14 protein-coding genes are annotated in these 12,337 nt (G+C 48.6%); 2 read left to right on the forward strand and 12 right to left on the reverse strand.

From position 1 onward, the window contains the following. Positions 1–174: 174 nt before the first annotated feature. A complete protein-coding gene (locus ACYVB1_RS01355; RefSeq protein ID WP_460919715.1) occupies positions 175–465 on the reverse strand; it encodes a GIY-YIG nuclease family protein in 291 nt (96 codons plus the stop codon). Between the two features lie 270 nt (positions 466–735). On the opposite strand from ACYVB1_RS01355, the gene ACYVB1_RS01360 reads away from it, so the two are divergent. After that, positions 736–996, forward strand: a complete 261-nt coding sequence (locus ACYVB1_RS01360) for a hypothetical protein (RefSeq protein ID WP_460919717.1) — start codon at positions 736–738, stop codon at positions 994–996. A gap of 3 nt (positions 997–999) precedes the next feature. Here the strand turns inward: ACYVB1_RS01360 and ACYVB1_RS01365 are convergent, their stop codons facing one another. Further along, positions 1,000–1,200, reverse strand: coding sequence for a hypothetical protein (locus ACYVB1_RS01365; RefSeq protein WP_460919719.1), 201 nt, complete (start codon positions 1,198–1,200; stop codon positions 1,000–1,002). A 158-nt stretch (positions 1,201–1,358) separates the two neighbouring features. Between ACYVB1_RS01365 and ACYVB1_RS01370 the strand changes: the two genes are divergently transcribed. Beyond that, positions 1,359–2,105 (forward strand): pseudouridine synthase, encoded by a 747-nt coding sequence (locus ACYVB1_RS01370; protein ID WP_460919721.1) that lies wholly within the window; start codon positions 1,359–1,361, stop codon positions 2,103–2,105. Here the strand turns inward: ACYVB1_RS01370 and ACYVB1_RS01375 are convergent. From ACYVB1_RS01375 to proC, 10 genes are all read right to left on the reverse strand, one after another. Further along, a complete protein-coding gene (locus ACYVB1_RS01375; protein WP_460919723.1) occupies positions 2,095–2,448 on the reverse strand; it encodes a hypothetical protein in 354 nt (117 codons plus the stop codon). The two genes, ACYVB1_RS01370 and ACYVB1_RS01375, sit on opposite strands and share 11 nt — an antisense overlap. 36 nt (positions 2,449–2,484) lie before the next feature. Next, entirely contained in the window at positions 2,485–3,414 is a 930-nt protein-coding gene (locus tag ACYVB1_RS01380) for a DnaJ C-terminal domain-containing protein (protein WP_460919725.1), read from the reverse strand. A gap of 155 nt (positions 3,415–3,569) precedes the next feature. Beyond that, a complete protein-coding gene (locus ACYVB1_RS01385) occupies positions 3,570–4,178 on the reverse strand; it encodes a YqaE/Pmp3 family membrane protein (protein ID WP_460919727.1) in 609 nt (202 codons plus the stop codon). Between the two features lie 189 nt (positions 4,179–4,367). Then, on the reverse strand, positions 4,368–5,063 hold the full coding sequence (locus ACYVB1_RS01390) for an N-formylglutamate amidohydrolase (protein WP_460919729.1): 696 nt from the start codon (positions 5,061–5,063) through the stop codon (positions 4,368–4,370). After that, entirely contained in the window at positions 5,057–6,313 is a 1,257-nt protein-coding gene (locus ACYVB1_RS01395) for a carboxylate-amine ligase (RefSeq protein WP_460919730.1), read from the reverse strand. Before ACYVB1_RS01395 ends, ACYVB1_RS01390 begins: the two co-directional genes overlap by 7 nt. Continuing rightward, positions 6,306–7,778, reverse strand: a complete 1,473-nt coding sequence (locus tag ACYVB1_RS01400; protein WP_460919732.1) for a RimK family protein — start codon at positions 7,776–7,778, stop codon at positions 6,306–6,308. The genes ACYVB1_RS01395 and ACYVB1_RS01400 overlap by 8 nt, the downstream gene beginning before the upstream one ends. 3 nt (positions 7,779–7,781) lie before the next feature. Continuing rightward, positions 7,782–8,504 (reverse strand): peptidase-C39 like family protein, encoded by a 723-nt coding sequence (locus ACYVB1_RS01405; RefSeq protein WP_460919734.1) that lies wholly within the window; start codon positions 8,502–8,504, stop codon positions 7,782–7,784. A 306-nt stretch (positions 8,505–8,810) separates the two neighbouring features. After that, positions 8,811–10,142, reverse strand: a complete 1,332-nt coding sequence (argH, locus tag ACYVB1_RS01410) for an argininosuccinate lyase (protein WP_460919736.1) — start codon at positions 10,140–10,142, stop codon at positions 8,811–8,813. A gap of 270 nt (positions 10,143–10,412) precedes the next feature. After that, positions 10,413–11,474, reverse strand: coding sequence for a M20 family metallo-hydrolase (locus ACYVB1_RS01415; protein WP_460919738.1), 1,062 nt, complete (start codon positions 11,472–11,474; stop codon positions 10,413–10,415). A gap of 20 nt (positions 11,475–11,494) precedes the next feature. Beyond that, positions 11,495–12,316, reverse strand: a complete 822-nt coding sequence (proC, locus tag ACYVB1_RS01420; RefSeq protein WP_460919740.1) for a pyrroline-5-carboxylate reductase — start codon at positions 12,314–12,316, stop codon at positions 11,495–11,497. Positions 12,317–12,337: the final 21 nt, after the last annotated feature.

Raw genomic sequence — 12,337 nt, forward strand, 5'->3', positions numbered from 1 at the left:
CAACTGCTGCGGCAGGGCTGCCATAGAACAGGAAAGCGGTATAGAGAAGCCTCTACACCGCTTTACCGTATCCGATTGGCAATGGCCAACATCCTCAATGAATTTGTCGCCTACTCCCGGTTAAAAAGTTCGGGATGAGTCATGTATCTCATACATCAAAACATTCTTAACTGTTTAGACCAGTGTATCACTCAGGTCAAGCCAGTTTGGATTCATCGACTCGATCAGGCGCAAAGTAAAGTCCTCTCCACCGTTTTTTATTTCCTGCTCCCGGTTAAGGGCTATTTCTTCCCGTTCATAATGCTCATAGTAAACCAATTTTGGCTTCTTCCCTTCCAGGGCGGCATCTCCTGCAGCACCTTGGTTAACCTGCTGTAGCAGGTCTCCGGCTATTCCAATTCTCAGGCTACTACGGGACTGGTCTCCTAATATATAAACAAAATAATGTGCTTGTGGTGCATGCATAAGTTTCGGTTTCTTCGGGTTTATACGAGGGGAAGTCAAGTACGTTTAGCAGTTGGCTTCCCTCCTCCTGACTCAACGCAGAGAGAGGTTTGATATTGCCGTAAATTCAAAGCAACCACAGCATAGCTTGCACCTTGGTAACTTGAACTACATCCTTCGTAACGTGATAAAGAGCATCTTTCAGCCTGTGTTTAAGTATAAGGAATGCAGGAGCAATATTGTGCTGGCTCCTGGAAACAAAGCTATACATTAACCCAGATAAAATAAAAGATGGCCATTAACCCGAAATTATTGAAAGTGCTGGACAAGATTTATGCCCCGCAGGAGCGGTTCGATCAGAAACTGCTGGGGAAAGATATCACCTACATCACAAATGAGTACGGGGAGCCTGTTACCCTTTTTATTGGCAACAGGCGGGAAGACGGAAGTATAGCAGGAGAACGCTATGTACGACGAATAGTACGGAAACCGGGCAGCCTGGAAATTGAGAAAAGCCATTGGGAAAACAAAGGCAAAGTGAGCCGTGGCTAAAGGTTACAGCTCATCCAGATCATAATCTTTGCCTTTCCCGTACTTCACCAGTTCGTGCAGCAGGTAAGTGTCTAAGGTGTTTAGGTCCTTTACTTTATATACTCCCTCTTCCGGCATTTCTACTACCTGAAACTCAAATTCTTCTCCGTAATTCTTTAACCTGTACTTCTTGCCTTTCCGGAGATTGTCTATCGATATTGCCATCGCTGCTGCCGTTTTATGCTTCTTTGAAATCAAATGTTCTGCAAATATACGCTGAATCAAGCGTTCATGCCCCGTTAGATAGCCACTGATTATAAAGCAAGGCTCTAAAGAGGTAAACTTTGAGAGGAACAGTATCTTTGCAAAAAAAATAAAAAATAGTGCTGGAGATTATTTACGAAGATGCGCATTATGTAGCCATCAATAAACCAAATGGGTTATTGGTGCACCGCACACGTATTGCCGAAGAAAAAAAGGAATTTGCCCTGCAACTGTTGCGCGACCAGTTAGGTTACCACCTGTACACCGTGCACCGGCTCGACAGAGGTACTTCAGGTGTGTTGTTGTTTGCCAAGTCGCCGGAGGCGGCTACTCCTATTGTGAAAGCTTTTGAAGAACGCCAGCCGGATAAAACCTATTTTGCCATTGTGCGCGGATATACGCCTGAGGCTGATACCATAGACAGTCCCATACGCCCGGACAAAGACCACCAGCACAAAGCAGCACAGGAAGCAGTAACACACTACAGCCGTCTTGCCACTACGGAATTGCCAATACCGGTAGGGCCTTACCAGACCTCCCGCTACAGCTTTGTGAAGATAAAGCCTGAAACAGGCCGGATGCACCAGATACGAAAGCACTTTGCCCACATCAGGCACTATATAGTAGGTGACAAACGGCATGGCGACTGGCGGCACAACAAGATGTTTCTGGAGGAACTGAAAAGTCCTTTCCTCCTGCTGCATGCCGCCGAACTGTGTTTCAGCCATCCGTTTTCCGGGGAGACGGTGCAGATTAAAGCTGCTTTGCCGGACAATATGCGCCGCCTGTGCCTGCAATTCAACTGGGGGGCTGTACTAAGCAGGCAGGAGGCCCTGCCACAGCCTGTGCCTCTGACTATGAATTAAGCACCCGCTTTACCATTTCTACCTGCATGCGAGCCACCACATCGTTGTGTGAATCGGAGTTAATGACCATGAGGAGGTAAGCCATGGGGGAAAGACGCCAATCCTGCACTACTTCCCCGTTCTGCGAGCGGTAGACAACTTTAAAGTTCTCCCGAAGCGGAAGGTGCATGGTATGGCAGACCTCTGTAGCGCGTCGCACAGCCTGCCCCAATTGCTCCATGCTATCACAACAATGCTTCTCCAGCAGGTCCGAAGCATAGTATGTTAGCTGCTGATCAGCAACACTATCTAAAAATTCCTCTAAGGGGCTGTAGGTTCTGGTTTGTTCAAAGGTCACTAACATGGCAAAAAACCTTAAGCTTAGTTGACAATAAAATTTTCAGACTGCCTTTGCCTGCCTCATATCACGTAGCTTTTCAAAGAGTTGGCGTTCTTCGGCAGACAAGTCTGTAGGCAGATTTACTTCTATTTTTACGTAAAGGTCACCGAACTGGTCTGATTTACCGTAAACAGGCATTCCTTTTCCGCGAAGGCGCAGTGTTTTGCCTGCCTGAGTGCCGGCGGGTATGTTCAGTTTGAGCAAGCCACTCATAGTAGTTACCTGTGCCTGTCCTCCCAAAATGGCTGTGAATAAGTCAACAGGCAGCGTGGTATACAAATCGTTGCCGCGCCGCTCGAACCGAGGGTCCGGATGTACATGGACGTCAATGTATAAATCTCCCGGAGCGCCACCTCCCGCTGCTGGGCCGCCTTTGCCTTTTATGCGCAACTGCTGCCCGTCGGCCACACCGGGTTTGGTGGTGATGCGGAGCTGCTGATTATTCAGGTTGATGAGCCTGGAAGTGCCAGTATATGCCTCCGTTAAAGAAATCTCTAAATCAGCCTTATAGTCCTGACTTTGGCGAGCTCTGGCTCTGCCACCTCCGGCCTGGCCAAAGCCGCCCCCGCCTCCGCCAAAAAACTGCTGAAAGAAATCTGAGAACCCACCTCCGGCCCCGCCGCCAAACATGTCGCTGAAATCTGCCTCCGTAAAACCTCCCGGTTGTCCGTAGTACTGTCCGCCTCCCGGACCTGCATTCTGGAATTGCCGCCAGTTAGCTCCCAGCTGGTCGTACTGTTGGCGCTTTGTTTCGTCTCCCAGCACTTCGTAAGCTTCACTTATATCTTTGAATTTATCTTCCGCAGCTTTGTCGCCTTTGTTTTTATCAGGGTGATACTTCTTCGCCAGTGCGCGGTATGCCTTTTTGATGTCGGCCTGTGAAGCTTTTTTATCTACTCCCAGTATGGTATAATAGTCCTTGTACTCCATTTTGTAAATGTTTTGTAAGGATTATGTATGTGCCTTGTTTAAGTCAATATACTCCTGTAACGATATCGAAAAAATGAGGTTAATTCAAGTACCCTTAAAATAAAAGGAGCACCGCTGCTGACGGTGCTCCTTTTATTTTAGCTTAATTTTGTGTGTTAGATAGTATCTGTTACTACCAGCAGGGCATAAATGATACCTGGTATAATAAATAGCAGTGTCAGGATAATGCTTATCCAGAAAGAAGTACCAATGCCATCGTGCAGGAACACAGCCAGCGGCGGTAACAGCACCGCCAGAATGATTTCGATGATGTTAGCACCTCCCCCTCCCTGGCGGTAAGCTTCCCTCAACTCCTTCTTCAGTGTCTTTTTCTCTGCCTTTGTCATATTAGCAAAGCGTTCTTTGGCCATGGCCAGGGCCTCTGCCTCTGTTATTGTTACCTCTCTCTTCTTCAGAGGGGCAACTTCTTCAACAGCAGGCGTTTTCACTATCGCCGTAGCTTTGCTTCTCTTCACCGGGGCCGTTACGGCTGCACTCGCCTCTATCTCCGGTGCTGACTCTGCTTCCTTGGCTTCCTCATTAGCGGCAGCAAGAGCTACTTCCGCCATAGATGCATTTAATTCAACAGGGGCATGCTTCTCTTTCTGCACCTTGTTGTAAGCCTCAGGCTTTTGAGCGGAAAATTTGTAGTACTCAGCTGAACTACACGAAAAAAGGAATTGCCCCGTGAGCAGAACTACAACTAACTGTAGTAGACTTTTCATTTTCATAGTTTAAGGATTTATTGGTGAATAAACTTATTTATATAGCCACCTCTTTTGCCTACTACACGTTACTTCTGCCCCACAAAAGGTTTATATACTCCTGTACAATACTTCATATGACTTCATTTTGTTATCGGAAACGCAGTTTTTCCAATATTTTGATGGGGTAGCTAAACTTTTCTTTTGCTGCTAAAGCAGTTGTGTTCTTTGCAGACTCTCTTTTACGATACGCTGTATCCTTTTCCATTCGTACCTGTCTCCTAATGGAAAACTTTGGTTTACCTCCAGTTCTATGCCTATGTACTGCTGCTCTGAATAACTGCGCCGCAGGTAGGGGGGGAATCCATCAGAAACACCTAAATAAGGATAATTAAACCGAACACGAAGGCTAGGTTCCAGCTGCAGAAAATGCTTTTTCCAGTTACGGCAAAAGTTTTTTTCAGACCCCCTGTTTGGATCATATAGCAACCCAATATCTGCTTTCCGCTCTTTACCCTCCAGCCCCGGCGTAAAGGAATGCACGGAGATGTGTAAAACCTGCATACCTGCACTGACATATTCCTGAATCCGGGCCTCTACAGCCTGCCGGTAAGGGAAATAATATTCCTGCAGGACCCGCTGCTTTTCCCGGGCAGGCAGTTTTTTTGTGACAGAAGAAAAAAGGTTTTTGTGGTGAAGCGAGCGGTTTAACTCTACGAGAAGTCGTGAGGTCTCAGCAAAAAAGGAGGCGTGGGCCAGGCTTTTCAGCTCCTCGAACAGTTCCTTTGCGCCTATATCGTAGCCACGGTGAGAAGCCAGCAGTTCCTGCTCCCCCTCGAAAAGAGAGGCATAAGCAGCAGGCACATTGTTGCCACCATGCTCGCAGGTTAATACAAAGCTCAACATAGCTCCCCAGGAAGAAATACCCCGCCCTGCTGCAGGCACCTTGCCAATTGCTGGTATACTTCCCGTATTTTTTCATCAGAGGGGTCCTCACCTGTTGCCTTCAAAATCCGGGTAGACAAGTTGCCCCTGGATACCAGTATGTTCAGTGCATGTGCAACTTCGGGTTCGTCATCCAGCACAAGCAGCTCCTCCACAAGATGCTTCCAGAGCTCCCCTGCTGTGCAGTTCCCGCTACACACAAACCCGAAACAACGGGCATAGTCCGGGTTGGTGACAACAGCCTTCTGCCCTTTCCGGATAACCTCCAGCAACAGCGCTGCCAACTCGTTCTCATCCCATTTCTTCAAATCGGCAAGCGGTACCCACCGCTCCGCCACCAGCGCCTCCAGCACCATCACAATCGCCTGCAACACTGCTATATCGGCCACCGGACTCTCCTGAATGTCGATGATGCGTATCTCGATGGCATCCCGTACAAAACGGGCAATAGCGCCACGGGAATTAAGGAATTCTTCCTGTAAAACTCCCTCCGTGTCGTGAGGCGCGATGTCCTGGTATATTCTTTGAAGGATCTGCTCTTCATATTCCTGCTTTGAAAAGACAGCCTCCGGCACTATTTTTCCTGCTATGGCAGGTATTTTGTCCTGGTTGTGGCGATACACCTCCAGCCGCGTGTCCTGCAGGCCAGTTACTTTACCATCCAGGATGGGTGAAGAAGCACTGATGGCCGGAATAATTGGCAGCAATACCCGGATAGCGGCATGCAGCTTTGCAAACTCTTCGTCGTTTGCGAAAGGCAGGTTCAGGTGCGTGCTCTGCAGGTTGGACCAACCGTGACCGCGGCAGTCAAATATGCGGTTGTAGGCTTCATAAACAGCATTGTGCTCGTGCGGCCATAACTGTGTATCGGTATCCGGGTTCATGAGCGGGTGCGCACCTGTCGGCAATAGCATGGCGTTGTGTTTTTCCAGCACCCCATTTATTTTTTGCACGTGCGCCTGAAACTTCTCCTGTAAGCCCAGCAAACTGCGAGCTGGTTCCTGTGTTTTCAACTCTACCACATGCAGCACCAGCTCGTTGCTCCATGCAATGTCCCCGAACTCCACATCCGACAGGTATTCACCTACCTCTTCATAAATCAGCTTGTCTGTAATAGGAACTACCTGCAGGGTATCGCGTTGCACAATCATGTATTCTAATTCTACACCAAAACCTTGGAACAGGTGCAGGGTTTGCTTCGGGTTATTCATAGTTCCGGCTGTTTTTATGCGTGTCAATGCGTCTTTTAATGGATTTGATGATCGAGACATAGAGCTCTTTCTTCAGGATTTTGTCTTCCACTCCTGCATCTATACTCGGGTTGTCGTTTACCTCAATCACATAAGCTTTCCCGTCAATCTCTTTCACATCCACCCCATACAGGCCGTTGCCAATTAAGTTTGCTGCTTTCAGGGCTGTGTGCAACACATGGAAAGGCACCTGCTCAAAAGGCACTACTTCGCCCGCTCCTTCCTCATCCTTCTTCTTTTTACCGTTCCAGTTATAGATTTGCCAGTGCCCTTTGGCCATAAAATATTTGCAGGCATACAGGGGCTGCTTGTCCAGCACGCCGATGCGCCAGTCAAAATCAGTGGGCTTGTATTCCTGGCCGATAATCAGTTCTGAGTCAGCCAGCATTTTATCCAGTTCCTGCTTCAGTTCTTCCTCATCCCTCGCTTTAACTACCCCCTGAGAGAATGAACTGTCGGGTTTCTTGAGCACACAAGGCAAACCCAAGGCGCTTTCTACCTGTGCCCGGTTGTCTTTGTGGATGATCATGGTTTTGGGAACCGGCACCTTTGCTTTCGTCAGCAGTTCCGCGAGGTAGACTTTGTTCGTGCAGCGCAGAATCGAAACAGGGTCATCGATGACGACAAGTCCATCTGCGTTCGCTTTTCGGGCAAAGCGGTAGGTATGGTGGTTCACAGCCGTAGTTTCCCGGATAAAAAGCGCATCAAACTCAGGAAGCCTGCGGTAGTCGTCCTTTGTTATCAGTTCTGTGTAAAAGCCCTGGCTCTCTGCCGCCTCCACAAAATATTGTATGGCTTTATCGTTGGAGGGCGGCGCTTTTTCATTCGGGTCTACCAGGATGGCCAAATCGTAAATTTTGCGGGATATACGGGCACTGGAGAAGCGGTGCCTTGCAAAATATGCTTTCGCAAAGCGCTTTAAATCCTTTTTATGACTTTCAGGTACCTCGTTAACAGGTATCGGGGATATGCTCTGCAACACCCACTCTTCTTTGTAAACAAACTGGGCCCGCAACAGGGGAGCTTTAAAAAGGTCGTGCAGTTGCTTACACAGCTTCTCGTACTTCATCGCCACATTGTGCCCAAAGTAGATACTAAGGGTAAAAGTGTTTGACCGCAGCCCCGCCAGGCTTTTCTGAATCAGCTCGTTCAGCTCCACTGTAATCGCCCTGACTATTGTGGGGCTTTTCAGGTCCTGCATAGTTGTCACGCTGGGGATGGCTTTGTGGCCCCTGGCTTCTGCCAGAAGGGATACGTAGTAGCCTGCGCTTTGGTAGCGGTACGAGCGGCTAAGGTTAAAAATCCGGGCGTTCTTGATGTCGATATAAGTGGAGTCGGTCAGGTAAGTCTGCGTATCGACTACTTCAGTGTCTTCTGTCGCTTCATCCCAATCCCTGGGATAATCAACAACTACTATTTTTCGCATGTTTTATTCTTGCACTGGGTCTTGATTGGCAGGTCGTATTGCTAACAGGTTAGCATCAAAAGTGGCCATCCCCAACATAATGGAGTTAATCAGGTGAGAGGCTTTCACTTCGTAGTAATTGTCACCGAAATAAGGGTTCTCACGGTAAGGATCAGCTACCACAATGAATTTAGGGTCTTCGGCAAAGCCGCAGAGCACGACAAAGTGCCCCATCGGATAGCCTTGCACATCATGATAGATGGATTTCCCAAGCTCGTCTTCCAGTTCCCGCGCGCTTTGGTACAGGTAGGTGGCACTTAAGCCGGTAAGCAAGGGAATCCCTTTGTCAAAGTACTCCCGCAGCATGGTTTTAGTGAGGTCGCGACAGTGCAACTCACCGCCAAGGTGCAGGAAATCAATATAAGCACGAGAGGCCCGTTGAAGCTTACTACCCTTCTTTACCTGCATCTGTTTCTCCAGCTTTATGATAATTTCCTCGTTGCTAAGGGAAAACCAGGTCGGGTCGAAGATATGGAGGTTATAAGTGTAGATGCGTGCCTTGTATCCCCGCTGCAGGGCATGGCAGGCAAGCAACACCTCCAGGGTTCCTCCCTCATCGAGGTAAGGAACCTCTTTTATTACTTCACTCAGTGAAATAGGGTCCTTAAAATAGCGATAGACTGCATGCAGGCTTGTGGGCCCACAGGTAGAATCATCTGGCTGGGTGTGAATTTTGATAGGAATCACGGCTGAAACTTACATTATCTCAATGCTAAGATTTGCCTGTTATACGCGATAAAAAAGAATAGATATTTAATTCTAACAAGATTTAAAGTACCTGCTTTAAAAGGGAAAAAAACACCACCAGGAGCAATTGCAAAGCGTACGTTTATTGGGTTGCTCTAAAATAAAAAAGAGGGCTTCTGGCCCTCTTTTACTTGAATGAGAAACTTGGATTTCTGCATTCCTGTCCTGTACTTTCCCACATAACCACCTTGTGCACCAGTAGCAGCAAATTTATTAAGAACCTAAAGGCGCCAAAAACTATATCTACTAACTTAAAAGTTCTGCGTATGCTGCCTGCACGCGCTCAAAGTTAAATTGCTCCAAAGCCTTCTTCATCTGAGAAGCTATTTCTTCATTGCAGAGGTTCCCGATGCTGCCTTCATGCGTATGCGTCACGGTTGCTGTTGGGGCAAATGTGCCGGCCTCTATATCAGCTCCTACTCTTTTATAGGCATCCCGGAAAGGCACACCCTCGAGCACCAGCGCATTCACGGCATCCACGCTAAAGAGGTACTGGTACTTTTCGTCCTGCAGGATGTTCTCCTTTACCTGGACCTGCTTTATCATAAAAGCCATCATCTGCAGGCAGTTCTGAAGCTCTTCAAAAGCCGGGAAGAGATTCTCTTTCAGCAGCTGCAGATCGCGGTGGTAGCCGGAAGGCAGGTTGATGAGCAGCATCGAAATTTCCGTTGGCAGGGCCTGCAGCTTATTGCACTTACCGCGCAGCAGTTCAAACACATCAGGGTTCTTTTTGTGTGGCATAATACTGGAGCCGGTGGTGAGGCTATCAGGCAGCGTGATGAAACCGAAATTCTGGTTCATGTACAGGCAAAGGTCCATCGCCATTTTAGCCAGTGTGGCTGCCACAGCGGCCAGTGCTGTCGCTACTACACGCTCTGATTTACCACGGCCCATCTGTGCGTACACCACATTATAGTTCATGCTCCCGAAGCCCAGCAAATCTGTTGTCATCTGGCGGTTGAGGGGGAAAGAGGAACCATAGCCGGCAGCAGAGCCCAGCGGGTTTTTGTCAGCTATTTTATAAGTGGCCTGCAGCAGGTACATGTCGTCTACTAAACTTTCGGCATAGGCCCCGAACCACAAGCCAAAAGAGGAAGGCATGGCAATCTGCAGGTGCGTATAACCGGGCAATAACACCTCTTTGTACTTCTCGCTTTGTTGCTGCAGCAAATCAAAAAGCTCTTTTGTGCTTTCAACTGTCTCCTGTAGCTGGTGCCGGAAAAACAGCTTAAGGTCCAGCAGTACCTGGTCGTTTCGGGAACGGCCGCTGTGAATTTTTTTCCCGGCTTCCCCCACACGGCGAGTCAGCTCCAGTTCTACCTGCGAATGGATGTCTTCCACACCCGGCTCTATGGCAAAGTTACCTGCTTCAATAGCTTTGTATATATTCTTCAGTTCTGCCTGCAGCACATCTAATTCTTCGGCAGTCAACAGCCCGATGCTTTGCAGCATGCGCGTGTGCGCCAGTGAGCCAAGCACATCGAAAGGCGCCAGCTGCATGTCCAGCTCTGCATCTTTGCCCACTGTAAATTTCTCTATCTCAGCTTCTGTGCCTGTGTTCTTTTGCCAAAGTTTCATGTTGGAATGTGCTAATAAAATAATGTGTGTATGTGCTGACTAAATAATGTGCTAGTAATAAATTTTGCCGCTGTTGTGCGTTTTCACTGTTCGCCGCTGTTGCGTGTTTTCACCAACAGCTATATTCATGCTTTTATAGCTTTAAATCAAAAATAGTTGTCGCAGCTAATCGCTTCGTAATAAGTAAACCATACAACATGAGCAGCGGCTTTGCATACTGGTGAAAAACGCAGCATGGCAACTCGCAGATGGTTACGAAGCTAACGCCGCTCAGACTACCTGCTCCAGCAGTTCAATGTACAGCTTAATACCCTCCTCTATCTCCTCCAGATAAATAAACTCATCTGCCATGTGGGAGCGACCGGAGAAGCCAGGACCCATCTTCAGTGACGGGAAAGGCATAAGTGCCTGATCTGACGTAGTGGGAGAACCGTAGGTCTGGCGCCCCATCCGAATGCCTGCCTGTACCAAAGGGTGATGGACCGGGATCGCGGAAGGCTTCAGGCGCATGGAGCGTGGGGTTACCTCTGCCTTTACATGCTGCTGTATTACCGCCAGCACCTCTTCTATGGTATAGGCATCTGTTAAGCGAACATCTACTGTAAACCGGCAGCTGTCTGGCACTACGTTATGTTGTGTACCTGCCTGCACCATCGTCACGCTCATCTTCACCGGGCCCAGGTAATCAGAGACCTTCGGAAAACGGTACTGCTGAAACCACTTTATATCCGGCAGTGCCTCATAAATGGCATTCAGCCCTTCTTCCCGGGCGGCATGCCCTGCCTTGCCCTTTGCCTCACAATCCAGCACCATCAAACCTTTTTCTGCTATGGCCAGATGCATCTCTGTCGGCTCGCCAACGATGGCAGCCTCCAATGCACCCAGTTGCGGCAGAATCAACTCAATGCCATTCCTGCCGGAGATTTCCTCTTCTGCCGTAGCTGCCAGCACTATATTGTACTTCAGGTCCTCCCGCTCATAGAAATGCAGAAAAGTAGCGATAAGGGAAACGAGGCAACCTCCTGCATCATTGCTGCCCAACCCAAACAACTTGCCTTCTCCCACGGCAGCCTCAAGCGGATTGCGGGACCAGCTGGGGTTTGGTTTTACAGTGTCGTGGTGCGAGTTTAGCAGGATGGTGGGCTTACCCTCCTCATAATGTTTGTTGAACGCCCACACATTGTGCTGTTCCCGGTGAAGCTCCACGCCACGCTCTCTCAGAAAGTGCGCAATCATGTCTGCCGTATCACCCTCTTCTTTGCTGAAGGACTGGGTTTGAATTAAATTTTGCAGCAGTTCCAGTGCTTCCTCATAGCGCTTTCGGAGTGTCATTTGAGGGAATATTGTCTGTTTTACTTTTCTTTATGATAAAGCTGTTCCGCCTTATTAGAAGAGGTTTTGATGCCTTTTATAAGAGCAGAACTAAAACCGTTATGCTCCATCTCGTTTAAGCCGGCAATGGTGCAGCCTTTAGGAGAGGTTACCTTGTCTATCTCATTCTCAGGATGGCTCTGGAAGTGCAGCAGCAAAGAGGCAGCTCCCTTGGCTGTCTGTGCAGCCATACGCAGTGCATCTGCCGCATGGAAGCCTATTTCTGTGCCGCCTTGTGTGGCCGCCCGTATAGAGCGCAGGAAGAAAGCAATACCACAGGCGCAAAGCGCTGTAGCCGATGTCATAAGTTCCTCCTCAATCTCGACGGTATCGCCTACTGCCTCAAATATTTCCTTCACCAGGTTCAGGTTCTCTTCAGAGGCCTTGTTGCCGGCAATACAGGTCATAGACTCCCGAATGGCGATGGCCGTGTTCGGCATGGCACGAATCACCTGCAGTCCCATCTTCCCTACCCGCTCCACAATGTCTGCCACTGTTACGCCTGTTACAATCGATATGAAAAGATGTCGTTGCACATCCACCTTCTCCGCCACAGCATCCAACACAGAATCAAGTTGTTGAGGAAGCATGCTAAGGATAATGATATCAGCCTCTTCTACGGCACGGGCATTATCGTTTGATATTTTGTATCCTTCTTTCTCCATGCTTTCAAGTGCCCGCAGGTTGCGGCGGGTCAGGGTGATAGCAGCAGGAGCATATTTGCAGGATGCCACCATGCCTTTAGCAAGCGCAATACCCATATTGCCGCCGCCAAGGATGGCTACTTTTTTTTCAGAACTCATTATAGTTGGTTTAAAGTGCTT

It is taken from the genome of Pontibacter brevis (assembly GCF_054779655.1).

Excerpts from the sequence above, each read along its gene's own strand:
- ACYVB1_RS01355 (WP_460919715.1), bottom strand. The coding sequence starts at position 465 with ATGCATGCACCACAAGCACATTATTTTGTTTATATATTAGGAGACCAG.
- ACYVB1_RS01385 (WP_460919727.1), bottom strand. The coding sequence starts at position 4,178 with ATGAAAAGTCTACTACAGTTAGTTGTAGTTCTGCTCACGGGGCAATTC.
- ACYVB1_RS01380 (WP_460919725.1), bottom strand. The coding sequence starts at position 3,414 with ATGGAGTACAAGGACTATTATACCATACTGGGAGTAGATAAAAAAGCT.
- ACYVB1_RS01415 (WP_460919738.1), bottom strand. The coding sequence starts at position 11,474 with ATGACACTCCGAAAGCGCTATGAGGAAGCACTGGAACTGCTGCAAAAT.
- ACYVB1_RS01360 (WP_460919717.1), top strand. The coding sequence starts at position 736 with ATGGCCATTAACCCGAAATTATTGAAAGTGCTGGACAAGATTTATGCC.
- ACYVB1_RS01365 (WP_460919719.1), bottom strand. The coding sequence starts at position 1,200 with ATGGCAATATCGATAGACAATCTCCGGAAAGGCAAGAAGTACAGGTTA.
- ACYVB1_RS01395 (WP_460919730.1), bottom strand. The coding sequence starts at position 6,313 with ATGAATAACCCGAAGCAAACCCTGCACCTGTTCCAAGGTTTTGGTGTA.
- ACYVB1_RS01400 (WP_460919732.1), bottom strand. The coding sequence starts at position 7,778 with ATGCGAAAAATAGTAGTTGTTGATTATCCCAGGGATTGGGATGAAGCG.
- argH (WP_460919736.1), bottom strand. The coding sequence starts at position 10,142 with ATGAAACTTTGGCAAAAGAACACAGGCACAGAAGCTGAGATAGAGAAA.
- proC (WP_460919740.1), bottom strand. The coding sequence starts at position 12,316 with ATGAGTTCTGAAAAAAAAGTAGCCATCCTTGGCGGCGGCAATATGGGT.
- ACYVB1_RS01375 (WP_460919723.1), bottom strand. The coding sequence starts at position 2,448 with ATGTTAGTGACCTTTGAACAAACCAGAACCTACAGCCCCTTAGAGGAA.
- ACYVB1_RS01390 (WP_460919729.1), bottom strand. The coding sequence starts at position 5,063 with ATGTTGAGCTTTGTATTAACCTGCGAGCATGGTGGCAACAATGTGCCT.